A 22,844-nucleotide genomic window follows, 5' to 3' on the forward strand; every position below is an offset into this window, starting at 1 on the left:
AGGGGGTAGTGGGTACCCATCTGGCCGCCCGATAGAAGCGGGAAAAACTGGCAACGTCTGTCCAATATTGAACAGAAGGCTGAAGGGTAAGCTTTTTCAACGGCACCGGTGCAATCCGGCAACATCTTAAATCCGCGAAGGGCCCCAGCATTGGCGCTGAAGCCCTTCAGGAGCCGAGGCGCCGCACGGGGGCGAGGATCAGCGCCTCAGCCCAACGCCATCCTGCAATACCTCCCGTCGCGCGTGGCAATGCATCAAGATGCGACGAGTTCCAGTTTTTCCCGGCCGGAACGTTCCGACCTGTGCCAGTTTGAATCAGCTTTAGTGGCGTGGAGTTTGCGGCGTGGCGTTTCAGCGCAAGAAGGCGGCGGCAATCGGCGTGAAGGCGCACTTCCCCGGATTCATCGAGCCTGCGCTGGCAACGACGGTCGAGAAAGTACCGTCCGGCGAGCGCTGGATCCACGAGATCAAGTTCGACGGCTACCGCGTCCAGCTCCACATCCACAACGATGCCATCAAGATCCTCACCCGCCGCGGCAATGACTGGACCAGGCGCTTCAGCAAAGTCGCTGGCGACGCGTACCTGATCAACGCCGGCAGCGCCATCGTCGACGGCGAGATCGTCGTACCCGCCGCTGATGGCACCACGGACTTTTCCGTCCTGCAGAACGAATTGCGCGGCAAGTCCAACCGGCTCGTCATGATCGCTTTCGACCTGCTCTACCTGAACGGCCAGGACCTGCGAAAACTGCCGCTGATCGAGCGCAAGATGCATCTGAAAAGGCTGATCGAACAGACGGCCATCCAGTTCAGCGAAAGCTTTGAGGTCGACGGCAAGGAGATGTTTGCGCATGCGTGCAAGGTCGGCTTGGAAGGGGTCTCCAAGGTCCGCGACAGCCGCTACGTTTCCGGACGCGGCCGGGACTGGGCTAAGAAAACCTGCGCCCAGCGCGAGACGCTGACCATCGCCGGCTTCGCGCTCGACGGCAACAAGTGGGACGGAATCTATGTCGGCCGCCGCAAGGGCAAGGACCTGGTCTATGCCGGTAAAGTCGACCACGGCTTCGACAAGGTGTCTGCCGCCGATCTCCGCAAACGCCTGACGCCGCTGATCCGCAAAACTCAGCCCTACACCAAGCGGATCGCTCACAAGGGCATCTGGATGGAGCCGGAGCTACTCGCCGAGATCGAGTACCGTGCCAAGTCAGCCGAGGGCAAGGTGAGGCATCCGTTCTTCAAGGGGCTGCGGGAGGATTTTTGATGGCACCGAGCGAATGGACAGAGACAGAAGTCGAGGAACTCAAAGCGGCAATCAATGATGGCCTCTCAGTCGAGGAAGCGGCGGAAATTCTCGACCGAGCTCATCGTGTTGATGAGGTCATCCAGAAGTGTCGAGAGCTGGGATTGGAGCCGAAAAAGCGCCAATCATGAGTGACGTCCCGCGCTGGTTTTTGTGGCCAGAGGGAGGATCTGCAATGAAGTGGTGTGCCCACTGCGACAACTGTCGTTGGGTCTGCGAGGCGCATCCGGACCAGCCGTGGTTAGGCGCGCGCGCCTGTACCTGCGGCGCTGCCGGGGCGCCCTGCCCGGTCTGCAATCCATCCGATGAGTCCACCGCGCCGGATCTTCCCGAGGGATTTCAGGCGGATGTCGAAAGCTCTGCGCAGTTGCCGCGCTACACTGGCGTCGATATGGATGATCCGGACCGGCCGGAGATCGAGCATTTCGGAAACTGTCCTGTCTGCGGCGCGCTTATCGATATGCGCGACCTCGCCCAGGTGATGGCGCATATGCACGGCGAGCAGCCGCTCGATCTCACGGGTAAGCCAAAGCCGGATGAACAATAGATCGCGCGAAGCGCTGCAGAAACTCAGCGCATTGATCGTATGAAAGGGAAGGCGACCGCGGCGAGTACGACCAGGGCGGCAGAACCGGCGATCCAGTAGATGATATCCATGGCCCGAAACGCGCCGCCCTCGCCGAACGTTCCTCGTCAGACCGTCGCACGCGAACGTTTGCGGGTAGACGACGTTCATCCAAGCGTGCTGGACTGCATGCGAGGCGGCCTGGCCTCTAATGCCCCCAGTGTCCCCAAGTCAGGTCATCCTCCTTCCGTCGCCGGTCGCTCGCACTGGGTGGCCGGCGCGGACTGGAGCTTCTATCAGCGCGAAGCGCTCGCTACCCACCGTCGAACTGGGCCGGGTGCAGAGCCACCTCTCGGCCTTGAGGGCGCCTGGTTACGCCGGGGATTTTAGGCCCGGTGAGTTTATCCAGTCGATCAATTGAGCTGCCGTCTCGTCCTCCCGGGCTTTCCTGAGCGCGGCGTCGCGCACGGGACCTGGAGGAAGCAGCTTGGCTTCCTCACGCAATCGTCTGGCTTCTTCGGCAAGATCTTTGGGGGATTGAAGCTGGTCACTGCGAGGCTTCTGCAGTGCGCTGCTCCATTCCAAAAGAGGAAGGCGAGAGCGCTAGTGGCGTTCTCATCGCCGATAGATGCCTCAGGGCAGCGCGGCGATGGAACCAGTGTGCGCCCGGGAACTTCCGAACGCGAGTCATTTGTGGAACAAATCAACAGCGCGCCGCGGCCGCGTACGGCGAAGCCCTCGCCGGTCATGCGCGCCTCGGCGCAAAGGAAAGGGCCGCAGATCACCCTGGAATGCGTGGGCTGCAAGAGCCGGTTCAACCTCGTGTACCTGCCCGGCGTCTCCGACACCATCGCGGTGGCTGAGGAGCTGCCAAGCGAAGCGGACGGCGGCGGCCGATGGCGCATCGACATGTTCCCTAAGGTGCTCGAATAGGAGAGCGCGAAGCGCTCGCCGGCCTTACTTTCCCCAGGATGACGGGCCCCTGCGTAGACTCAGCGGGCGAAAGGAAGCGCCCCTGACGCGGCCCCGGCTCACAACACTCACGGAAAACTCTCTGGCTGGGGTCGCTCCCTCTCCCTCGCGACGGTCGTTTGATCGATATGCCAATCGAGATCTTACATGGACGCCCGCTGGAGCCGGAGGAGCTGGAGATGATCCGGATGCAGATCGAGGCGTTCGATACCATCGCGGCGATCGATCCCGAAATCCGCAGGATCGTCGAACGCAACTGGCCGCACTTATTACCGAAGCTGCCGCCCGACGAGGACGACTGAACGACACCGCGGCGCGCCCTGGTTTGACTCCTCAGCGCGGAGCGCTAGCCACCTAGAAACGGAATGGCCGCAGATTGCTCTGATGATCCGGACCGGCCGGAGATCGAGCATTTCGGAAACTGTCCTGTCTGCGGCGAGCTGATCACCAATCTCTTTAATGATGGCGCGACTATGCCGGGAGTTTCTACTTGGCAGGACCCAATAGTCTGTCGTAATGGCGCTTCACCGTCCCGTAGCACTCGCACGCGCCGTCCTGTAGTGCTTCCGCGTCGAGGATCTGGATTTTCCCCCGGGCGTATTTGATTAGACCGGCCGACTGTAGGGTGTGCGCGACGACCGTGACACTTGTGCGCCTGACGCCGAGCATTTCCGCTAAATATTCTTGCGTGAAAATTAGAGTCTCGCTGCCCGACAAATCCCTCGCCCGCAGCAGCCAACGGCAAAGACGCGCCTGAATATGGTGTGTAGCAAAACAAGCCGCCGACTGCTGCGCCTGAGAATACACGGTCTGCTCATGGCGAATAAGCAGGGACAGCAGTTTGGGACTCTGTAATGCAGCCGACTTCAATCCCTCGATGCTGCAAACGATGATGTCGCCGGGCAACTGGACAATTCCACGGCTAAGAGAAATGCGTCCGTCAAGCGCTGCCGAAGCCCCAACGATGCCGTCCGCGCCGACCATCGCCGCCTCGACCATCTCCCCTGACTCGAGCGTCACGACCAAAGACACCACTCCACCCGCCGGAAAGTAGACGTGCTTGATCTCCTGTTCTGCCTCGAACAGGACCGAATGCTGCTTGAAATGTGTGATCTTGAGATAGGGCTCAAGTCGTTTGAAATCGTCTTGGCTGAGTTGGCTGAGTAAAAGATTCTTCATAACGCGCTCCTGAGGACAGGCGGGAGCGCAAAGAACTCTCAGCTATCGATGCCTTAATGGATATCCGATAATATCAGCATGGTACGTCATTTACCTGACATAGCCGAGTTTTTAATTTTCGCTATGTAAGATATGAGACAGACAGCATTCGTGACGGTAATTTCAAATATACCAGCGAACCGTACCTGATGTGCTGCATAATGAAGCGAAATCGTTCAAAGCCACACTCATTTGAAGATCAGCTTGCGGAAGCAGCAGCCAAGTTCAACGGGCAGGCCAGCAAGTTACGGCCGGGAAAACAACGCGACGAATTGTTGCGGAAGATCCGCCAAATAGACGCGGCTGCGCACCTAAATGCGTGGCTGAAATCTCCCGGCCTTAGATCGCCAAAGTAAAACGGGGCGCAAGGGAGGATCACATGATCACTGATACTTTCGATTCCCGAACTTTAGCTAATATGGAAGTCGCCCTCGAGCGCGCGTGTTTACTTCTTCCAGCTGGCGGCGAGGCACACCGGGCGCGTCGGATCATCGCCGGCAAAATAATTGAATGTGCCAATCGTGGTGAGACCACCCTGATCAGGCTTACTGAGGCCGGATACGCTGCCGCGATGCAATTGAATGCTTCCGGCCAATCCGTCAGGAAAAAAGAGGTCTCCAGCTAAGCGGTTTCTTACTCCACTAGAAAAATTGGCAACACAACCCACGTAGTAGAGGGCGAGCAAGGCTCGTCCGGTACTCAAAAGCGGCGGCAGCGCCTGCTTACGCCGGTCCGTTCATGTCTCGAAAGCGGACCTGAGATAGCCGCTTATCCGCGTCCACCTGCGGATCCTGCTAAGCTCGCAGAGCAACCTATTTCCTCAAACCGCCGGGCTCTCAATTGCGTGGATCGTCCCGGCCGGGCCACGAAACACTGCTGCAATGCACACGAAACCGTTTTTGGAGGCGGCGAAGACGTCCCGCAACGAAGGCCTGATATCAAGGCCTCGATCAACAACGGGGTGCGATCATGTGGAAGCTAATCAGTTTATTTTACCGCGAGTATTGCCGGGCAACGGTGGCTGAGATCCGCAGATACGATTTCGCGAAGACCGCCTGAGGCGCTACCAGCGCGCTCGCACCTTAACATGTTACGCGTGACGAATTTTCCCTCCAATTCATTTCTCGCGGCCCTCGCCGGTCTTTTCCTGCTCTGCTCTGGCTTGCTTGCCTTGGCGTTCAGCTGAAGGCCTGCCTTTGTCGCAATCTGAAAGTCTTTTGCGGATGACCGAGGCTGACCTAAACAAATTGTGGAACCTCGTTCCCGTTGGAGAAGCCAATGCAGCGCGGGCAAGCACAATTTGGAGACGTCTCGACATGTACGCGCGCTCTACGGTCCAACACCAGCTGAGTTGGATGGCGGACGCAGGTCACATTTGCCGACTGTCGCGCTGTATGCCGATGGGCGGTGACGTGCGGCTGTACTATCGAATGCAGGACGAATGACGCGACTTGTCATGTCTATCGCTCAAGCCTTCCGCCCACATTGACGATCCCGGCAGCATCATCGCCCATGGACCAGCACACCCTGACCACAGCGCCGTCCGCACCCAAGAACGGACACTCGCGATGGCGGATGTGATGTACGCTGACTGCCAATATCTGGAATCGGCTATCGGCGGGTCACCTTAAAGGCGATGTCGTTACTCCCGAAGCGTAGCAAAAGGGTGCACGCACCCAATCTCTCTCGCCATAAGCCCGAGCGCCCGCCTGGTCTGGTCAGCCTTTTTGCATCACGGTGGAACGCTTTCCTGCGCTCTTCGCTGGCTCGAAGCGGGCAGTATTTCTGCTCCGGGAAACTACGGAGCGGCGGCGTCACAGGACCATAAGGCCATGAACGCCGAAACGACGGCCAGTCACATCACCGCGGTGATGAAAATGGCGAGAACCCACCAGGGCCTCGGCGCCGGTACGTCATGCAAATGGCCAATCAAAAAGAGGCCAAGCCTGACTCGGATTTTGCGTTTGTCAACCGAGCGACCTGACAGCCAGCGCGGCGGTGTCTCGGTTTGCTGCCCATGCCGAAACGATTATGTCGGGTATGTTGCAGACGCGACAAACAAACTGGTCAACTGTTGTGGCGGGAAAGGGGGCTTTCACGGGAGTGTCGCTCCCAGCCCCTTCGGGGTTGGTCACGCGTATGGTCCCGGAATCGATAGAACGTCCCTCCTGCAAGAGGTGCGGCTCTCGAACCACGCTCGTACGCATCGAACCAGAAGGCACGGGGCTCGAAAGCCGGATATTTACGTGCCCGAACTGTGAGAACGTCCACACCGAGCACTGTTGTTGACCCTATGGAAGCGTGCAAGGGCTGGCTCTCAAGCGAACTCAAGCCACCGGTCTAAGCCGCGGTCACGCTGGGAAATGCATTGGCGATGGCATGGACCAAGCCTTCCTCCCCTCACCGCCGCCGGATTAGCCCTGCTGCTCGTGTCGTGTGCCGCTGCGCTGGCGCTGCACTCAAAACAAAATGGCCGCAGATGCTCTGCGGCCCACCGACTAGAATAATGCTGCCGTACTGAAATCGTCGCCCTCGGTTCTCATCTTACCACCTCAGCTCTGTTTCAGTTTCATTTCGTCGCTACCCTGTAAGATTACGGGAAAGGACTGGCCTGATTTGAAATAGGGGCTCATAAAAGCGGGATGGACGAGACCCCCGCCGTGCTGGTGATGTCCTTTGTCACCTGCACGGGCTTGGGAGGGTGAGAAATGGCTATCTTTTTACATCTCCAAACCCACACGATGGGCCCGAAAGAGGTTAGCCGAATTATGGAAGCTTACGATCGCGCGTTGCGGGTCCTCTGCGTCAAAGATCGCGACGATCCCCTGACGGAAATGATCGCGAAGAAGATCATCAAGGTCGCGCAGACCGGTATCAAAGACCCTGCACGGATTTCGGCCCTGGCGATCAAAGAACTGGAAAGTCGGTAAAGGGCCGCCTCAGTTGGCGGCCTGTCAATTAGCTCGTACGGGCGGCCTTCGTTGGCAGCCTCTCGCCCTATTTCACGCGCCGCGATTTAAGGGATTTGTTACGGGTTGCTGTTAGCCCTTTTGCCATTGCAGACAGGTCGCGACGAGCGGCAGTGAATTCCGAAATGCTTTAACCCGACCAGCCCGGTTGGCGGTCTCTCAACAGGAGGCCATGTTGCTCAGGGGCTTCGTGATTGCAGCCTTTGTGCTGCTTGGTGCATCGCAGGTGGATCAGTATCTCACCCATGGTCGGTATACCGACGCGGCCATGTCGATGCTGCGACAAATCAGGCACTCGTTTTTCGTTTGAGACGGCCGGACCGCCCTTTGCAAAGGGCGCTTCCCGGCACGTGGCCAGCATCGGTTCCCGATATGATGACGGCAGCCCAGCGCCGACCCGCCCCGCCCCGCCCCGCGCGCATTCAGACCGAAACATTTCTTGCGCAAACGAATTTACCCTCGGGTCTCGGGGCTTCGCGAAATTGCGAGGCTACAATGCGTTCTTTATCGCCAGCCGACGTTTTTCTTGCCGTCGCCGCCCTGGGAACCGCAGCGCTGATCGAGATCGGGGCTTTCATAGTCTTGGGGCTGATCTGAAAGATCACCGCTGAGAGCGCAGGCCGACCGCGCGCGATTGCCCTCCGCCCCAGTTATGTCCGCTTTTTTGAACCAAGGGCACCCAGACCCATACATACACATTGACGTTCTCAAGCGCGCTGGGGAAAATCGTGGCCGAGTTGCCTCTAATTCTCGTCATTGAGGACGAATATCCGGTGCAGGATATAGTTGAAGATGCGCTAGACCGAAGGCGGTTTTGAAACCGATATTCTCTCCTCAGCGGAAGAAGCCCTGACTTTGTTCAAGAGCGGGCGCAAAAACTACAAGGCGCTCGTCACCGACGTTAGCTTGAAGGGCAGCTTGAGCGGTTGGGAGGTCGCGAGGCAGATCAGGGAAAAAGTCCCTGCCTTTCCGGTCGTCTACATGACGGGAGCGGCTGCGGACGAATGGACATCGCAAGGTGTCCCCAACAGCATCCTCCTGCAAAAGCCGTTCGCGCCCGCTCAGCTTGTCACCGCCGTTTCCAATCTGCTCAATACGGGCACGCCGACAGCGTAGAGCCGCAGCAGAAACAGCAACACCCCGGTCGCTTGAGCGAACCGGGGTGCGGGGGCTGGCAAGGTGATGCGGTACAGCAATGTTCCGGCATCACCGACCTGAGTAGATACCCGTTCCGTGGGCACGTCTGCTGGCAGGTAGCGCTCCATCATCGCGTCAGCTTGGCCGCCTGAGGTTCTGGTTTCACGGATGAGCGCGCCTGCATCCGGGTTCGCACGGACGCCAGGATTAACCAAGCCTTAGTGCCAATGATGCCCAGATCATCTGGTTTTCAGGAACACCGAGGAGAGGGTTCCGCCGATGCTCAAAGACGGCACTTATGCGGCCTTCTTCAAAACCTCGCAGGGCAGCCAAGGTACCGGCATTGCCCATCTTGCAGACGGAAAAATTTGGGGTCGTGATAGTATCATGACTTATACCGGCTCTTGCGAGGTCGATGGAGATCGGTTCACCGCCATCGTATCGATCAACAGGCACACCGAAGGGCATGCAACGGTGTTCGGTGCCGATGATCTTACGCTTCGAATTGAGGGAACGTGCCCTGGCAAGATAGCTAGCTATGTAGGGACGGCAGAGCAGGTGCCGGGAGTGCTCCTCGAGGGAACGCTCATTCTCAGTGAAGGACCGCTGCCCGCGCCAGAGGCGAACGAGCCGATACCAAAATTCGATCCTGCAAAACTCCGGAAACTGCCGAAGCGCTCCCGATCGCGGTGATAGCGAGCACCCGCTCAATCATCTCGAGGAATGCGAGCCGGTTCCTGATCTCGGCGGCTCGGCGCTCGATGCTCTCGCCCATGGGTTAGGCACTCGCAAGTACGACGTGGACATAAGATGACCTGCATCTAAAGCGTGACCTTGCCACCGGGTCTATCCGGGAAAATGCGGAAAAGGAAAGACCAAGCGCATCGCCAACGGCCGGGACCGAGCGCGGCCGGCTTGCCGTTGTGGTTCGGGCCCTGCTGACCGAGATTGGCGATGCCTGGCACGAAGAGGCACTTAGTGGCTTACATAAGCCAGTGGCCCGATTTCATGCTTGACCCCGGAGCGCGAGCGCGGGAGATTTCTGTTTTTCAGCACCAATTTTGAGCTGTTGTTGGGAGTACAACATGATGGACGAGAATTTTGCTCGGCTTCGGACACATCGCAGCAACATTCAGCGCTATCGCCAACTGCTAGAAACCAGCCTGACGGTCCTCGAACGAGAGTTTATTGCCAAGCGCCTTGCGGAAGAACAATCAGCCATCGAAGCGCTCTCTGCGACGATGCCGGCGACCCCATCCAAGAACCCACACGCAGCCTAACAGTAAGCCTTAAAAGCGGCCCGGCGCACGACTGGTTTCCGGACGACATGCGCCGAGCCAACCACCACGGTCACCCACCGGTATGGCTTGTTCAGCGTGTGTGTGATTCTTGGCAAAATTGGGCGCCATGCAGAAACCCGCCGGGTTGAAATCGGCGGGTTTCCGTACTCTCGCGGTGGGCTTGGGGCTTTCCGCGATTAAGCCATGCGTAGCAAGCCGCCTTGCGGCTCATCGATGCGGCGGTGGCGGCACCCGAGAGAGCGTCGCGATAGGCGTTTGAGGCATACTGCACGCCGCGGTCGGAGTGGTGGATCAATCCGGCCGGCGGCCGTTGCTGCTGGATGGCCATCGTCAGCGCCGCGGATGCGAGTTCGACCTGCATATGATCCCGCATGGCCCAGCCGACGATCTTTCGGCTGAAGAGATCCATGACGGCCGCCAGATACAGCCAACCCTCCGCGGTCGGGATGTAGGTGATATCGGCGAGCCAGACCCGGTTCGGGGCTGGGGCCGTGAAGTCGCGTGCGATCAGGTTCGGTGCGATCGGCATGTCGTGACGGCTGTCGGTGTGCGCACACGGCGCGGCGGTGCCATGATGGCGCGGATACCGTGCCGGCGCATCATCCGCTCGATCCGGCCGCGGCTGGCGCCACGGCCCTGCGTCTGCAGGACAGCATGGACGCGGGGGCTGCCGTAGCGTCCGCTGCTGTCTCGATGGGTCTGCCGGATCGCAGCCAGGAGCTTGGCATTGGATTTTGTCCGCTCGCTCGCCGGGCGATCGCGCCAGGCATAGTAGCCGGCCGGCGAGACCTCGAGCACGGCGCACATCAATCGTATTGGATAGGCGTCGCGGTGGTCCTCAATGAAGCGGAAGCTCATGTCCGGGTTCCGGCAAAGATCGCGATCGACTTTTTTAAAATGTCGCGCTCCATGCGCAGCCGTTCGTTCTCCTGGCGCAGCCGGGCGATCTCCGAAGCCTGGTCCGCCGGCATCGGCGACGCCTGCGTGGTGGGGCGCCACGCCGCCGATGCCGGCTCCTGCCGGAACTTGTCCACCCAGCGCCGTAGCACCGAGTCGCGCAGACCGAGCTCCTTGGCCACTGACGTCACCGAACGACGGCTCGACACCACCAGCTCGACGGCTTGGCGCTTGTACTCTTCGGTAAATGACCGACGTTGACGTTCCATTCGACACCTCCGGGCTCAATGAGCCTACTACAGGTGTCCACTCATTCGGAGGAGGTTCACCGGCCTATACATCAGTATCATTGAAGGGCTGGGCATGATCGGTTTTATGGTGCCGCAAGGGTCCTTGACGTGCCACCGGGCCTTAAGGGCTCGCGCGCTTGTCATCCACCTCGTTTGCTTACCCCTGCCGACTTCACCGGCAGGGGTTTGCGTTTGTGGTCCCTGCATCCAAATCCACGTAGAAGCCCGCTGGGTGACCCATGTTTAGCCGACGTCGTGGGTCCGTGGGGATAATCGCCATGCCGGCGTGAGCCAGCTGACTCGAATTCACCCGACTCTTAGATTTTCCGCGGACGTTTTGCCCCGGTTGCTCATTTCTTCATAGCTCACCTTGGCACCTTCATTGAGGCTGCTCAGGCCGGCTTTCTCAACAGCTGAAATATGTACGAAAACATCCTTGCCGCCGCTGTCGGGCTGGATAAATCCATATCCCTTCGTTGCGTTGAACCACTTTACCGTACCTGTCGCCACTGTCCTCTCCCTTTTGAACCAGTGGGCGACAGCTTAGGTCTCCTGGGCAGTACACCGCAGAAACCCGCCAGCGTGAATCGGCGGGCTTTGTTGTCTACGCGCTCAGATCCCTGCCGCGGCCGGACCAGCGTCACCAGGAGGAGTGGAGCTAAGGGCATGGAGTATCGAGGCTTCGAGATTAAGGTGGTCCAGGGCATCGACAGAAAGTGGAAATGGTCTGTCCGGCTTCAGGAGAGGCGCCGGCAGGGCGAGGCGCGCGTCCGGGATCACGCCATCACCGCGGCGAAGACGGCAATTGATCGCGCCCTTGAACCCAAGAAGGTGCGACTGCAGCCGCGGTAACGCTTGCAGGTTCCGGTCCTATCGGGAGACGAGGCTTTTCGCGAGTAGCCCAAGACAGTATACTACTTCCATTGCACTTTGTTTGTTGTAGTGGGGCCTATCATCTTGGATGACGAATTTAAGAAACAGCGCGCCCAAACCGTACGTGATCTTGCAGAGAAAGCCGACCCATTCATCAAAAGGCGGCTTCTTGATCTCGCAGCGAGATATGAAGACAGCGGCCGGCTCTCTCATGTCACTAGCACTCCAAACGACCTGCAGTTCGTTAGCCATAGCAATGACGGTTCGGAACGTTAAGCATGGAATGGCTGGCCACGGCGACGCAATCTGCCGACTAGTAAGGCTGGTTGAAGGCAAAGGGAAATGAGCGCAGCGGACAAACTTCACCAATTCGCAGAAATGTTAGCCGCGGCCTCGTCTAGAACCCGCTCGCAAGCTGATTCCAACAACGTGGCCGCACCTTTACAGACCAATCCAATTGCCACAGAGGACGCTACCGCTGATGATGCGAGGGTAAAGCTTGGATCTGCCGTGGCTACAGCCACTACTGATCCTGAGCGCGAACACGAAGCGGCGACAACAAATCAACCGCTTTCCCCACTGGCCGGTATAGATCTAGACGCGGCGATCCGCCTCCGGTGGGCGCTGCGCGATATCAAAGCCAAGCGAACCAAATTAACGCCAGCGAATCCAGATGATCTAAAGACCTTGATTGAAATGGGCCTCGTCGAAATGCGCGACAACGTGCCCGTGCTTACCAATGAGGGTCATCGAGCGCTCGATTGAGACCCGGCCTTGTGAGGCTGAAAGCGAAATGGGGGGCATAGACTGTGCACAGGGTCCGGAAGTTCATTGAGGTTGGTAGCGGGGCAACGCGATGACAGAAGCAGCTCTATCGGAAGTCATACGGCGCTAAGTGGAAACAGGACCTTTCATTCAGCGTGGCCGACGCTCATCTCGCCATTGAGTGCTGAAAACGTTTTTGAAGGACGGCCATGTAGTGGTCGAATGGGAAATGAACGAGTTGGAGCCTCTAGGACCTCGTCTGCAGAGTGGCTTCGGTACGGTGCCGGTGTCAGCTTCTCAACGTCGGCACACCTTAGCGTCACGTTAGATTGTTGAGTGCGGCCCGTACTCCTACGGCTAGACAGGTTAGTGCCGACCAAATTTGGAATTTTCTACGTCGGTCCCAGAAGGGGTATGGCCGGAGCCGCGCGGCTGTATTTTGGGCCTACCCACCCCGATCGCGGATCGGCGGCCGCGCTGAACGAAAGTTAGGCCTTTCGTTCATACGGGCAGAGTGACAATAAGGTCCTGCAGTACAAGGTGTTTCCCCTCACCTTAGTTCGAACGGAAGTTATGAACCAAAAGGGGTTGCCGATGCCGGCATATGGGTATGCCCGCGTCTCATCTGATGGGCAATGCTTGGATGCACAACGACAGGCACTCAAGGCTGCGGGCGCGGTCACGGTCTTCGCGGAAAAGCTCTCGGGCGCTTCCGCTGCCAATCGGAAGGAGCTGGCCAAGGTTCTTGCTAAGTTGCAGCCAGGTGACGTGCTCTTGGTCACCCGGCTTGACCGCCTGGCACGATCGACTCGCGATCTGTTGAATGTGCTCGACGCGGTGAGCAAGGCTGGGGCTGCGTTCCGCAGTCTGGCTGACGCCTGGGCCGACACCTCAACAGCGCACGGCCGGCTGATGCTTACAGTTCTGGGAGGTTTGGCCGAGTTCGAGCGTGAGCTGATCAAAACCCGCACCAGCGAGGGACGTATACGGGCGAAAGCCCGGGGCGTCCACATGGGCAGGTCCTCGGCACTGAACCAAAACCAGCAGCGCGAGGCCGTGGCCAGGATCGAGGCTGGCGACCTATTGACCGATATCGCTCGTACCTTGTTTCCCACACGACCATCGCACGACTGAAGGCGAAGGCGGGGCTGTAGACTTCCGCTTGAAAACAGCCTCGCTGCTTCGCCTCTACAGAAGATGCGGAAGCCTTGCACCATCGCACCATGACGCGGAGCCACCCTCAGCGGCTACGACCGCGTCATGGTTTGATGATATCGCGGATCAGATCGCCCCATGGTGAAATGGTGTGTTCGCTTACCGCGGCATTGCACCTGTTTCTAGAGCCCGGCTCGCGCCGCGTCGCTGTCTGCTGCCGGCACTGCCGTGCCGGGAAGGACGCTCCGCCCTGAGCGTCGGCCCAGACAGCCTGCACGCTAGAGGCAGGCCACCTCTCGGATATGGCCCCTGCGCGTCATGAGCAGCCCGGTGAACAGGCGGCACGGCCGGCACCGGCCAAGCCCGCGAAGCTCTAATCGGGCAGCGATCGAAAGACACACTTCGCCCAACAATTCAGGTGGGGGGTTGCGAGCTTTGACCCCCTACCCCAACTGGACCGACCCCGCCACCCGGCCGGGGGTGTTCGGGTGTTTCGGAAATGTGCAGGCTAAAAAAAGTCGATGTAACTTTCGGGTAACCGTCAACGCGCGAGCCGCACCGGGACCTCTTTCGCGCTGCAGGCCACACTCATTGCTCGAAATCCGAATGACCGTTTGCTGCTGGTCTGAATGACATAGAGATTGCGCACGACATCCGCCTTCGGGGGCAGAACGGACGAGAATAGGCTGGCGCTAGACTTCGCGTGCTGGCCCAGAACCGACGTCACCCCTCTGGGACCCCAGCCGTGCGCATACCATCACGAAGACGCTCGCTTTCAGTTCGAAAAGTCGGATGGTCGCTCATCCGTGGCGGGCGGCAGATCGCAAATTACGAGCGAGCGTCACGCCCTCTAGCAACAATCTTGCCGGGTTGACGGTTGATAGGGGCGTAAGATCGACGACGGAGCGCAGGGCACTCCACGTCTGCCGCCGTTCAACCAAGGGAGGGTGAGATGAGGCGCGGAACTTTCTTTGATCGGCTCGCTGAGGCGAAGAGGAAATTTGATCCGCACGGTCAAGGCGCCTGGTATCGGGGAATGAAAAAGAGCAGTTACAAACTTGAGCCATCTTATTTGCGATTTCCGCAACTTGGCGGAAAAGAGCACAATCTAATGGCACGTTTCACTCGTCAGGGAGCGCGTTTTCTCGACACCAAAGACAAGTGGGAACGACTTGCCTTCATGCAGCATTACGGCGTTCCGACTAAGCTTATGGATTGGACGACCAACGTAACCGCTGCGATCTACTTTGCTCTAGCCTTCAAGGTCAAGACCGAGGAAGAACTTGAGGAACCCCACATCTGGATCCTTAACCCTTTCCACCTTAACGGCTCAAAAGCGGCCCTCGCAAAATTTTCGATAACATGGACGAGCCCCCGGAGCTAAAGCTTGAGGGCATGGGGGGTAACAAATGGGAATGCAAACTTCCGATAGCCATCGCTGTCGACTGGCGAAACAATCGAATTGCATCGCAGAAGTAGTCGACGGCGCCTTTGCGGTCAATGCCAGCTTGATTGCCGCCGACGCCAACAAGCAGCGGGCTGTTGCTGGAGCTGATGAGGTTGACTGGGAGTGCATTTCGAGGACGCGCCGATCCGTCCGGGAGTATCTCGAAAAGCTGGATGAAGCGGCCTGGGGCGCGACGAGCGACACAGTTGCTGGATAAAGTCGGACGCCGAGTTTAACGCACTAGGCTTGGTATGGGCGCAGGTCAGGGACGTCGGCCCGGGTTCGCTCGGTCACATCGAGCAATACGCCGCGGATGGCCGGGTGGTTAAAGACCATGACGACCGAGCTGTCTACGTCGTTTTCGGCGGTAAGCCTTTCCACATCCCCAACCCTGCGGAACTGGCGGCGCTCGGCTACCACTGGGACGACGTGGTGGATCTGCCTTCGGGATCCATTTCGCGGATGCGGAACGTGCCGAGGGATCGAACTCTTCTGCGAGAGCGCTCCAAGCAAGAGATATACGAGTTCAGGAATGGCAATCTTAGACACATTGTCAGTCCAGCGGTTTTCGATCAGACAGGGTACAGTTGGGACAACGTCCGCGTCGTACCGGACGGTTCGTTGGCAGCTTTTCGCCGCAGAAGGAGATGAGCGGGTCGAGTATGACGACGTCAGGCTCCGCAGCTGCGAGCAGCTGTTCGAAGCGGAGGAACGCGCCCTCGTTCACCATTGAGCTACCGCGCTCATTCCGCATGAAAGCTAGTTCTTTGGTGCGCCAATCGTCTGACCCGAGCAATGACAGGCGCTGAATATCTTGCTCGCTGATTTGGTGTAGCAAGCAAAATGCCCACATCCTGCGAGCCATCTCCTCCTTGTCGTCCTCGCCATTGAGGTAAAGAATCTTGGGCTTGTTGGCCCAGATCTTGTTACCGAGGACCGACTTGTTAGCGGCGAGCTCAATTGCCAGCGCCGCCGAGAACGACGTTTTGCCAAGGCCGCCTGGTGCTGCGCAGAACGTCACCTGGCCACGAATTAGGTACGTGCCATAAAGCCATTGGCGATGCCCTATATTTCCGAAGCTGGCGCCAAGCCCCGCCGCCAGAGACTGAGCAATACCGCCGAAGCCGGATGGCGTGGCCGCCGCCCCTGAGGCCAGGCTACTCGAGGGAAGCGCCGATGCCGCGGGCTGGGGCTGCCAGCCGGTCCAACCGTGCTGAGACGCCAAGTCGAACAGCGTCCCAATGGTAATCGGATTCGCGAACGTGGGCCTCCGATATATAGCGTTCCCATCGGTTTCGGTTTTCGTGAGCGCTGTAGCCAGGGGCGCGTGCAGAGATTTCGTCTAGGATCTTGTAGAGCGGCTCGGCTTGCGCAGCGGGGCATGTTCCAGTGGATGCTCGGGGCGAGCATGATCAAGCTCAACCCGACCGACGGCCTCAAGGTGAAGCGCCCGAAGTCGCGCGGCTTCCTCGAATGGACCTACGACGAGATCCTCCGCTACGAGGAGCGCTGGCCGATTGGCACCCGGCAGCGCGTGGCGTTCGACGTCTACATGTACACCGGCCTGCGCCGCGGCGATGCTGCGCGCGTCGGCAAGCAGCACGTCTCCAACAACGTGATTTCGCTGGCGACCGAGAAGAGCCGCTTCCAGACGGTCGTGAACCTGCCGCTGCTCGACGTGCTCAAGCGCACGCTCGACGCCGGCCCGACCGGCAAGCTGTCCTTCATCGTTACCTCAAGGGGTAAGCCGTACAAAAAGGAGTCCCTGGGCAACGAATTTAAAGAGTGGTGCAAAGAGGCGGGCGTCCCGGATAAATCAGCCCACGGACTCCGTAAGGCCGCTGCAACCCGTGCTGCGGAGAACGGTGCGACCGCCCACGAGCTGATGGCGATCTTCGGCTGGCTGAGCATCAAAGAAGCCGAGGTCTACACCCAAGCTGCGGACCGCAAGCGCCTCGCCGCACAGGCCATGCAGAAGCTCGGAACGTGAACATCCTATGGTCTTACCCACCCAAAGGTAAGACCATAAAACCATAAAACCATAACATCATCAAATACTTAGAAAACGGATGGTGGGGAAGGAAGGACTCGAACCTTCGAAGCCATGAGGCGGCGGATTTACAAAATGCGCCATTAAACGTGCCTTTCTGCTTTTTGCGCATAAAGACCTCCGCCACTAGCGTCCCGTGCCTGCTGAGCGCCCGTTATACTTGCGTTCCTGCTCCTTCGTCACGTGGCAGCCCGGCGGATAGGTCACGTAACCGCTCACCTCAAACCAATCGGAATTCCGAATGTGGTAGACGACCTCATTGGTCGAAGTTTTCCACATGAGGCAATCGTCGTCACGACCGATCAGGTAGGGTTCTCCCAATGACTTGCGCAAGCTCGCCTCCAACCAGCCATCGGGCACGTCCATACCCTTTCGGTTTGCCAGATCGAAACGAATACCATCGACGCGCCCTTCAGTGCTCTCAGCCGACGAGTGATTGTAGCTGATGAAGCGGAACAGATCGTTGCCGGTCTTGATGATGACCCTGCGGTTGCCTTCCTCGACCTTCTCCTTGTCGTAGGAGTCAGTGATCCTGGACTTGGCATCTCCGATCTTCACGCGATCCAGACCGATGGGATAGGGATTGCCAGAGACAAAGGTATTCGCCTTCTGCGATGCGAAGAGCGACGCCTTGAGATCGGTAATCAGCGAATTCATCTCTTCCGTTTTTCGTTGGAACCCGGATTTCTGCTCGCCAAGCTGCCGAGCCAGATTCTCGTTCTCCCGCTTCAGCGCCGACGCCTGGTCGACCTCTTTCGCAATTTTCTCCTTCAAGAGAACGATCTCGTGATTGAGTGCGGCCGTTTGCGTCGGGAGAATCCACGTAAACACCAACAGTGAGCAGAGCGTGACTGTCCCGCCCATGGCAAGGCCCGCTGCCCGCATCGGGTGCTGTTCGGCGTCAGGCATGAGAATCTTCTCCGAAGGATTTGTTCTACCCCTACGGACGCGTGCGCGCGACGCGAATCCTTGCGGCCGATTCGGGAGGACGGTTTTCTCGGAAGGTAGCTTCGCGCGACCTCAGATTCAATCGACGCGCATTGATGAGTGCCGGCATCGACCGGACACAAGACCCACCCGTGCCCGCAAGTTCCTGCCATCGATGGACCGGGTCCACGTTTGGCGAACCGCTCCTCACGTGCCGAGCATGTTCACCGCTCGCGGATCCGGGCTCGCCGCTGCCCACCGAAACGACACCCCCTGCTCCAAGCAGTCTGCGCTAGTACTGCAGGGTGAGCTGCACTTGGTACTTCTTCGATTTCAGGAGCGTGGTCTTGTCCGTTCCATCGTCGTATGTGACCGCCAAAGCGATCTTCCCGGGGTCTGCTGTCACGACCTGTCCCGTCGCTGCGCAAAATCGTGTTGGCTTTCCGCCAAGGTCTACGCTCGCTTCCGCATGGAAGTTCCGGAGGTCGGTGCTGTTCGCTGCGTTCCAAAAGTACTGGTATTGCGCATTGAGGTGGATGCGGCCGCACAGCGCGCCGAACTCGGGCATGTTCTGAAACAACGTTGCGTTCAATTGCGCCGTTCCTCCGAGAAAACTATAAGTGGTATTTGAGACGTAGTTCGTCAGGCCGGCATTGGCCACTCGAAAAACGTTGGCCTCTACCACCGTGCGAAAGTAGAAACCGATCCACTGCGGACCGAGATCGGGATTTACACCCCAATGCACTCGCGGCAGATAAGGCTCATAGGTGCCCGAGAAGCCGCCGATGCCGGCTTTTCCACGAAAACCGGTCTGGCCGTATGGAGTGAAACGTAGAGTTTGCAGCGGGAAAACACCACCGCCGCCGGAGAGCTCGAATTGGTTGTCGATACCCGCACGTAGCGCGCTTCGCTCCGATGCCCTGAAAGGTTCGGCGATGGTGCCGTTCGCGTAGACGAAGGGCGCGGCCGCGTAACCGGAAAGTCCCAACGAGGAGCGGACCTGCGACAGTGAAGGGTCGCCCTCGATCGGTGGGTTGGGTAGATCCGGTCGCCATAACACGTAGCTTGCAAACCCTTGGACTGCCAACGCCGTCGACTTCGCCAATTCGTCGCGCGTATAGGTTACGGCAGCACCCTTCGTGTCCAGGGCAAAAGCCAACGGATACAGATAGTATGCAGCGTCGATCGCCTCTCTGCGGAGGAAGAACGGTTGAGTCTGATACTTCTCCTCCAAGGTTTTTCGATCGACCGCGAATGGATAGGGATCGGACGCTCGCGTAACGGCCGGAGCGGCAACCTTGGCATTCGCGCCTTGCGCTTTAGGCGTCGTGGCTCGTGTTTTCTCCTGTCTCAACTTGCGGACCTCGGCTCGCAGTCGGAGCAATTCGGCTCGCTCGGTTTCGTCGAGCGGCTTCTCGCCGTCCGACGGCTGGGCTGCCACGTTTGAGGCGCCGAACAGCAGACACGCTGCCGTCGCGAGCGCGGTGTGTCGCAAGAATCTCCTTATTTCGCTCCCCCCCTTTAATCTATCGGTTCAATGCGTTCCTTAGTCCCCACGCGATGACACCGATGAGCTCCCCTATGAATTTCACGAAGCGGAGATCGTTCGGTCCGATCGCCAAGCCGCGACTTCGGAAGGCCGGATAGTTGTCGAAATCCTCCCACATGGCGACAAATCTGGCTTGGCCGCCTGGAATCAAGGCGTAGACCCTCGTCGTCGTCCTTTAATTCGGCCGTGGTGTTGAAGACGGCTTTGATGCCAGCCAAGATATCCGCTCGGCTCAACGGCGGAAGCCGGGCGCCCGTCGCGATCGCGGTAAGATCCTCTTCTGGTTCGCCCTCGAGCCATATCGGAGCTTGCCGCAGCGATACGTCAACATGCGGAGGCGGTTGCCTCCACGAAGACCGGTCGCGCCGTCTTAGCATCTGTCGACACCCGGGGACGCGCGGAAGGCTTCTTGGCCTTTGATGACTTCTTCGCCAACGACTTTTCTCCTAAAAAGGGCGGCCGACGGCCGCCGGAAAATTAATGCAACAGCCCCGCCTAACGGACGACGGTCCAAGGACTCGTCCGCGAAAGGTCAAGAGTCCTTTTCTCTGTAGAAGAACGGCACGGCCAGCGTCCAGGCGAAGACGAGCAGCATGGCCAGCAGGGAATCCCATATGGAATGATTTCGAACCGATATGAATTTGAACGCGTCGCCGAACGAGTAGACGCAGATGAGGAAGGAAATGGCGGCGATGGCGACCGCCGGCTTCTCGACCGGCGTAACCTTGTCGGACGTGGCCCACGAACGTATCGCGATGACCGCCAGCAGACAGAACACCGTCCAACCGATCCAATACGTCCCTTCCGAAAACATGCCCTGCGAGTGATCGGCCTTGTCCGTGAACCTCGCTTGGATGCCGGCTTTGCCGACGAGATAGACCCCGACCGCTTCGCTGGGAATGAGTTTCACCACGCGTTCGATGTATTGCTTTGCTGAGTCGGGTGAAGTACCGCCGCTTGCCGCGGTGGTGTCGGCTTCGATCGCATGCTCCCGATGCGATCGGATGCGCAAGATCGTGCCCATGGATTTCCCCCAAATCCAACGACGCCATCTCGACGTCGGACTTCAACCTTAACACGATCGCACTGTATTTCACAACTATTCTCGCGGATCGGCGTCGCAATGGGAGGGCTGGTGTGGCGATCTAGTACGTCGCCCAGCCCCGCACCCGAACTTGCCGCACTGGCGCCTGACGTCACCGCTGGGTTGTAAGCTGCTCGGCGATTTTCCCTACCTTCGGACTCCGCGCGGCCATGCAGGACATCGCCTTTGTGGATCGCGGCGCAAGGAGCCAGCCGAGTGGGACGCCTCGTGCATCGTTCAAATTGCAGGTTGAGGGGGGTTCATCGGAGGACGCTCCCGCGCTATCCGATAAATCTTCTCCAAACGATATCTCCTCATAGCGATCATCCCCAGCATCCACGCATTTGGGCGATAGAGTCATGGGAAATGTCATCGGCTGACGAGCCGCAATATGGCGGTCGATCTCGCATTGGTACCTTTGATCATGCATTTCCTTGTCTATTCGCTCCCACAAGCCTCTTCTGGTCGCCGAGGCTCTAGCATCCCGGGTGGACACGACGGTCTCCATCGGAGCGAGCAGTTCACCGAGACTCCTCCTGACGGGTGCGTATCGTGCGAACTCCCCGGCTTTCCAGGCAGTGACAGCTTCGTCGCCGCCAAGGCCTGCGACGGGACTGCCAGCGACCGAAGGATATTCGTTTCGTTCAGTTCCTGAGGACCCCAACGGATCGTTTCTGATCACGACGACGCGGAAGCTTGTGCGAGCGATCAGCGGGCGGGCCCGCTGCCAGTTTATGTCGGACTCGCTGCTACTGAATCCTTCGCCGCGTCGTGCCGCGCTACGGAGTTCCGTGAGGGATTCGTAAATATCCCGGAGCGCCAATCCGCCCGAATTGTCGAAGTAACCGCCGTCGACGACTTGTCCCCACAACCGAGTTGTGGGAGCGACCGACGTGGATGTCGGAACGCGCATCTGAATTGATGCTGGCGGACTTACGAAGGGAAATCGCGCGCTCAAGTGGACGACTTCGGCGAGCGTGAGATCACCTAGGATTTGCCGCACGCCATCAGTGGTGAGCGGAAAGAGGTAATCGTTGTTGACCACGCCGAAATCGACGTTGGCGAGCAGCACGCGCTTTCCACTTTCGGAATTAGTTGCATTGAAGATCACCACGGGGCCGGCCCTTCCCGGCCCCGCAGGGAAAAGGTCCAGGAAGCGCTTGGAAAAGAACGGAGCAGCTCCGGCCGAGGTCCAGTCACGCTCCCATTGTCGCTCGAACGCGACATCTCTCGCCGCCACCCAGCCCCACGAGCCTAGGAGCTGCCAAAAAGGTTCGGTCAGTAGGATTCGTCCCAAAAGTGGCGCAAGATAATCTCGCCCGAGAAAGGTCTCCATCGAGGGGATCGTCGAAGCGTTTGGCTTGCCAGCCATTCCAAGATAAGCAGCCAGGCCCAGGCTTCCTCCGGACACTCCGGAATATGCGAACGTGCTCGATCTAAAGCTTCCCTCCGTTCTGACGTCGAGCTCCGCCAAGATACGGGCCGTCCAGTATCCCGCCCTGAGACCTCCGCCTTCGGCCGAGATGAGATAGACAGGAATGGAGCCAGTTTCGGGCACCTTCGCGGAAAGCGCCCAGCGAACGAACTGCTCGTGAACTTCAGCGACGACGTATTCCGGTGGCGCCCCCCTCTTATCGGAACGACGCGGAAATTCATTAGGATCATGGAGTAGGCTTGCGACCAACCATGGTAGTGGCGCGATCAACGCGAGACTCGGAAGGCCGAATCTCAGAGGCGTCACGACGAACAACAGGGTGAGGACGATGCTCCAGAAAGCGAAACCAACTACCGCAATGCCTATGGCCCCGACAGCGCGCGCTTGCGACGGATCGACCGCCATCACTACCGCCGCGCTCAAACTCAATGCCAAGACGAGCGTCTGCGCGACCGTCGGCTTGAGGGTTTCGGCGGAGGGAAGGACATCGAATTTCGTCGCTCCGACCAACCAGGGCAAGGTCACTGGCGCGCTAAGCAACACGGCGGACCAGATCACATAGGCACTAGAATGGCTCGCGATGGCGACCAACGTGACGGGGGCATACCCGATCAAGACTGCCGCGAGAACTGCGGCTCTCGGCACCACGACATTCGAGTTCAGACGATGCTGCTCGGCGATTTTCACCAAACGTGGAGATCCAGCTTGGGCGGCCGCCAAGCTTATAAGGGTCAGGCCGACCGCCCAGACGAAGAGCGGCAGAACGGATTTGCGCAACTGCTCCAGTGCACTTGTAGCGTTCTGTCCATCGATCTTCAGCAACTCCTGTCCTTGGTCGGTCGCGATAAGAGCCGCGAGTGCAAGGGTGCAGAAGATTGGAATCGCGTTCCACACAAGCAGAGACGCCGCG

25 protein-coding genes and 1 pseudogene are annotated in these 22,844 nt (G+C 58.9%); 16 read left to right on the forward strand and 10 right to left on the reverse strand.

All coding sequences use genetic code 11. The features are described 5' to 3' along the window. The first annotated feature begins 343 nt into the window (after nt 1-343). The 5 genes from ligD (at nt 344) to IVA95_RS38855 (ending at nt 3,139) form a co-directional block, all read left to right on the forward strand. A complete protein-coding gene (ligD, locus tag IVA95_RS27580) occupies nt 344-1,261 on the forward strand; it encodes a non-homologous end-joining DNA ligase (RefSeq protein WP_247513365.1) in 918 nt (305 codons plus the stop codon). Continuing rightward, complete coding sequence (locus tag IVA95_RS27585) at nt 1,261-1,431, forward strand: hypothetical protein (RefSeq protein WP_247513366.1); 171 nt, start codon at nt 1,261-1,263, stop codon at nt 1,429-1,431. Before ligD ends, IVA95_RS27585 begins: the two co-directional genes overlap by 1 nt. A gap of 44 nt (nt 1,432-1,475) precedes the next feature. Then, complete coding sequence (locus IVA95_RS27590) at nt 1,476-1,847, forward strand: hypothetical protein (protein ID WP_247513367.1); 372 nt, start codon at nt 1,476-1,478, stop codon at nt 1,845-1,847. Nucleotides 1,848-2,558: 711 nt separating this feature from the next. After that, on the forward strand, nt 2,559-2,798 hold the full coding sequence (locus tag IVA95_RS27600) for a hypothetical protein (RefSeq protein WP_247513368.1): 240 nt from the start codon (nt 2,559-2,561) through the stop codon (nt 2,796-2,798). 218 nt (nt 2,799-3,016) lie between these two features. Next, the gene (locus tag IVA95_RS38855; RefSeq protein WP_256470299.1) at nt 3,017-3,139 is read left to right on the forward strand and encodes a hypothetical protein; all 123 of its coding nucleotides are present in this window, start codon (nt 3,017-3,019) and stop codon (nt 3,137-3,139) included. Nucleotides 3,140-3,323: 184 nt separating this feature from the next. Here IVA95_RS38855 and IVA95_RS27605 read toward each other — a convergent pair whose 3' ends face one another. Next, nucleotides 3,324-4,016: a Crp/Fnr family transcriptional regulator gene (locus tag IVA95_RS27605; RefSeq protein WP_247513369.1), complete on the reverse strand. Its 693-nt coding sequence runs from the start codon at nt 4,014-4,016 to the stop codon at nt 3,324-3,326. Between the two features lie 418 nt (nt 4,017-4,434). On the opposite strand from IVA95_RS27605, the gene IVA95_RS27610 reads away from it, so the two are divergent. The 5 genes from IVA95_RS27610 (at nt 4,435) to IVA95_RS27630 (ending at nt 9,441) form a co-directional block, all read left to right on the forward strand. Further along, nucleotides 4,435-4,680: a hypothetical protein gene (locus IVA95_RS27610; protein ID WP_247513370.1), complete on the forward strand. Its 246-nt coding sequence runs from the start codon at nt 4,435-4,437 to the stop codon at nt 4,678-4,680. A 2,083-nt stretch (nt 4,681-6,763) separates the two neighbouring features. Continuing rightward, a complete protein-coding gene (locus tag IVA95_RS27615; protein ID WP_247513371.1) occupies nt 6,764-6,985 on the forward strand; it encodes a hypothetical protein in 222 nt (73 codons plus the stop codon). A gap of 894 nt (nt 6,986-7,879) precedes the next feature. Further along, the gene (locus IVA95_RS27620; protein ID WP_346658054.1) at nt 7,880-8,140 is read left to right on the forward strand and encodes a response regulator; all 261 of its coding nucleotides are present in this window, start codon (nt 7,880-7,882) and stop codon (nt 8,138-8,140) included. 300 nt (nt 8,141-8,440) lie between these two features. Further along, nucleotides 8,441-8,854: a hypothetical protein gene (locus IVA95_RS27625; protein ID WP_247513372.1), complete on the forward strand. Its 414-nt coding sequence runs from the start codon at nt 8,441-8,443 to the stop codon at nt 8,852-8,854. A 392-nt stretch (nt 8,855-9,246) separates the two neighbouring features. Beyond that, nucleotides 9,247-9,441 carry a hypothetical protein gene (locus tag IVA95_RS27630; RefSeq protein WP_247513373.1) on the forward strand — a complete coding sequence of 65 codons (195 nt, stop codon included), beginning with the start codon at nt 9,247-9,249 and terminating at the stop codon, nt 9,439-9,441. A gap of 91 nt (nt 9,442-9,532) precedes the next feature. On the opposite strand, the gene IVA95_RS27635 is transcribed toward IVA95_RS27630, so the two are convergent. From IVA95_RS27635 to IVA95_RS27650, 4 genes are all read right to left on the reverse strand, one after another. After that, the gene (locus tag IVA95_RS27635; protein ID WP_247513374.1) at nt 9,533-9,991 is read right to left on the reverse strand and encodes a DDE-type integrase/transposase/recombinase; all 459 of its coding nucleotides are present in this window, start codon (nt 9,989-9,991) and stop codon (nt 9,533-9,535) included. Continuing rightward, nucleotides 9,970-10,320 (reverse strand): IS3 family transposase, encoded by a 351-nt coding sequence (locus IVA95_RS27640; protein ID WP_247513375.1) that lies wholly within the window; start codon nt 10,318-10,320, stop codon nt 9,970-9,972. The genes IVA95_RS27635 and IVA95_RS27640 overlap by 22 nt, the downstream gene beginning before the upstream one ends. Beyond that, a complete protein-coding gene (locus tag IVA95_RS27645) occupies nt 10,317-10,628 on the reverse strand; it encodes a transposase (RefSeq protein ID WP_247513376.1) in 312 nt (103 codons plus the stop codon). Before IVA95_RS27645 ends, IVA95_RS27640 begins: the two co-directional genes overlap by 4 nt. A gap of 327 nt (nt 10,629-10,955) precedes the next feature. Then, nucleotides 10,956-11,159, reverse strand: coding sequence for a cold-shock protein (locus tag IVA95_RS27650; protein ID WP_247513377.1), 204 nt, complete (start codon nt 11,157-11,159; stop codon nt 10,956-10,958). A 156-nt stretch (nt 11,160-11,315) separates the two neighbouring features. On the opposite strand from IVA95_RS27650, the gene IVA95_RS27655 reads away from it, so the two are divergent. The 5 genes and pseudogenes from IVA95_RS27655 to IVA95_RS27675 all read left to right on the forward strand — a co-directional run. Further along, on the forward strand, nt 11,316-11,501 hold the full coding sequence (locus IVA95_RS27655) for a hypothetical protein (RefSeq protein ID WP_247513378.1): 186 nt from the start codon (nt 11,316-11,318) through the stop codon (nt 11,499-11,501). A 363-nt stretch (nt 11,502-11,864) separates the two neighbouring features. Further along, nucleotides 11,865-12,287 (forward strand): hypothetical protein, encoded by a 423-nt coding sequence (locus tag IVA95_RS39110; protein ID WP_346658055.1) that lies wholly within the window; start codon nt 11,865-11,867, stop codon nt 12,285-12,287. Between the two features lie 573 nt (nt 12,288-12,860). Further along, nucleotides 12,861-13,421, forward strand: coding sequence for a recombinase family protein (locus IVA95_RS27665; protein WP_247513379.1), 561 nt, complete (start codon nt 12,861-12,863; stop codon nt 13,419-13,421). Between the two features lie 973 nt (nt 13,422-14,394). Next, nucleotides 14,395-14,826, forward strand: coding sequence for an FRG domain-containing protein (locus tag IVA95_RS27670; protein ID WP_247513380.1), 432 nt, complete (start codon nt 14,395-14,397; stop codon nt 14,824-14,826). 106 nt (nt 14,827-14,932) lie between these two features. After that, nucleotides 14,933-15,091: pseudogene (locus tag IVA95_RS27675) on the forward strand (IS5/IS1182 family transposase); the annotation flags it as partial. A gap of 351 nt (nt 15,092-15,442) precedes the next feature. Here IVA95_RS27675 and IVA95_RS27680 read toward each other — a convergent pair. Next, the gene (locus tag IVA95_RS27680) at nt 15,443-16,114 is read right to left on the reverse strand and encodes an AAA family ATPase (RefSeq protein WP_247513381.1); all 672 of its coding nucleotides are present in this window, start codon (nt 16,112-16,114) and stop codon (nt 15,443-15,445) included. A 156-nt stretch (nt 16,115-16,270) separates the two neighbouring features. On the opposite strand from IVA95_RS27680, the gene IVA95_RS27685 reads away from it, so the two are divergent. Then, a complete protein-coding gene (locus IVA95_RS27685) occupies nt 16,271-16,879 on the forward strand; it encodes a tyrosine-type recombinase/integrase (protein WP_247513382.1) in 609 nt (202 codons plus the stop codon). 186 nt (nt 16,880-17,065) lie between these two features. Here the strand turns inward: IVA95_RS27685 and IVA95_RS27690 are convergent, their stop codons facing one another. From IVA95_RS27690 to IVA95_RS27705, 4 genes are all read right to left on the reverse strand, one after another. Continuing rightward, nucleotides 17,066-17,848, reverse strand: coding sequence for a hypothetical protein (locus tag IVA95_RS27690; RefSeq protein ID WP_247513383.1), 783 nt, complete (start codon nt 17,846-17,848; stop codon nt 17,066-17,068). Nucleotides 17,849-18,158: 310 nt separating this feature from the next. After that, entirely contained in the window at nt 18,159-19,361 is a 1,203-nt protein-coding gene (locus IVA95_RS27695) for a hypothetical protein (protein ID WP_247513384.1), read from the reverse strand. A gap of 586 nt (nt 19,362-19,947) precedes the next feature. Next, entirely contained in the window at nt 19,948-20,439 is a 492-nt protein-coding gene (locus IVA95_RS27700) for a hypothetical protein (RefSeq protein WP_247513385.1), read from the reverse strand. 172 nt (nt 20,440-20,611) lie between these two features. Further along, nucleotides 20,612-22,756 carry a patatin-like phospholipase family protein gene (locus IVA95_RS27705; protein ID WP_247513386.1) on the reverse strand — a complete coding sequence of 715 codons (2,145 nt, stop codon included), beginning with the start codon at nt 22,754-22,756 and terminating at the stop codon, nt 20,612-20,614. Nucleotides 22,757-22,844: the final 88 nt, after the last annotated feature.

Source organism: Bradyrhizobium sp. 157 (assembly GCF_023073815.1).
GTDB lineage: Bacteria > Pseudomonadota > Alphaproteobacteria > Rhizobiales > Xanthobacteraceae > Bradyrhizobium.

What these genes read in the sequence shown, in the direction of transcription:
- IVA95_RS27700 (WP_247513385.1), bottom strand. Translation starts at nt 20,439, where the DNA reads ATGGGCACGATCTTGCGCATCCGATCGCATCGGGAGCATGCGATCGAA.
- IVA95_RS27645 (WP_247513376.1), bottom strand. Translation starts at nt 10,628, where the DNA reads ATGGAACGTCAACGTCGGTCATTTACCGAAGAGTACAAGCGCCAAGCC.
- IVA95_RS27685 (WP_247513382.1), top strand. Translation starts at nt 16,271, where the DNA reads ATGTTCCAGTGGATGCTCGGGGCGAGCATGATCAAGCTCAACCCGACC.
- IVA95_RS27615 (WP_247513371.1), top strand. Translation starts at nt 6,764, where the DNA reads ATGGCTATCTTTTTACATCTCCAAACCCACACGATGGGCCCGAAAGAG.
- IVA95_RS27590 (WP_247513367.1), top strand. Translation starts at nt 1,476, where the DNA reads ATGAAGTGGTGTGCCCACTGCGACAACTGTCGTTGGGTCTGCGAGGCG.
- IVA95_RS27585 (WP_247513366.1), top strand. Translation starts at nt 1,261, where the DNA reads ATGGCACCGAGCGAATGGACAGAGACAGAAGTCGAGGAACTCAAAGCG.
- IVA95_RS27690 (WP_247513383.1), bottom strand. Translation starts at nt 17,848, where the DNA reads ATGCCTGACGCCGAACAGCACCCGATGCGGGCAGCGGGCCTTGCCATG.
- IVA95_RS27605 (WP_247513369.1), bottom strand. Translation starts at nt 4,016, where the DNA reads ATGAAGAATCTTTTACTCAGCCAACTCAGCCAAGACGATTTCAAACGA.
- IVA95_RS27665 (WP_247513379.1), top strand. Translation starts at nt 12,861, where the DNA reads ATGAACCAAAAGGGGTTGCCGATGCCGGCATATGGGTATGCCCGCGTC.
- IVA95_RS27630 (WP_247513373.1), top strand. Translation starts at nt 9,247, where the DNA reads ATGATGGACGAGAATTTTGCTCGGCTTCGGACACATCGCAGCAACATT.
- IVA95_RS27610 (WP_247513370.1), top strand. Translation starts at nt 4,435, where the DNA reads ATGATCACTGATACTTTCGATTCCCGAACTTTAGCTAATATGGAAGTC.
- IVA95_RS27635 (WP_247513374.1), bottom strand. Translation starts at nt 9,991, where the DNA reads ATGCCGATCGCACCGAACCTGATCGCACGCGACTTCACGGCCCCAGCC.
- IVA95_RS27640 (WP_247513375.1), bottom strand. Translation starts at nt 10,320, where the DNA reads ATGAGCTTCCGCTTCATTGAGGACCACCGCGACGCCTATCCAATACGA.
- IVA95_RS27625 (WP_247513372.1), top strand. Translation starts at nt 8,441, where the DNA reads ATGCTCAAAGACGGCACTTATGCGGCCTTCTTCAAAACCTCGCAGGGC.
- IVA95_RS27670 (WP_247513380.1), top strand. Translation starts at nt 14,395, where the DNA reads ATGAGGCGCGGAACTTTCTTTGATCGGCTCGCTGAGGCGAAGAGGAAA.
- IVA95_RS27655 (WP_247513378.1), top strand. Translation starts at nt 11,316, where the DNA reads ATGGAGTATCGAGGCTTCGAGATTAAGGTGGTCCAGGGCATCGACAGA.
- IVA95_RS38855 (WP_256470299.1), top strand. Translation starts at nt 3,017, where the DNA reads ATGATCCGGATGCAGATCGAGGCGTTCGATACCATCGCGGCGATCGAT.
- IVA95_RS39110 (WP_346658055.1), top strand. Translation starts at nt 11,865, where the DNA reads ATGAGCGCAGCGGACAAACTTCACCAATTCGCAGAAATGTTAGCCGCG.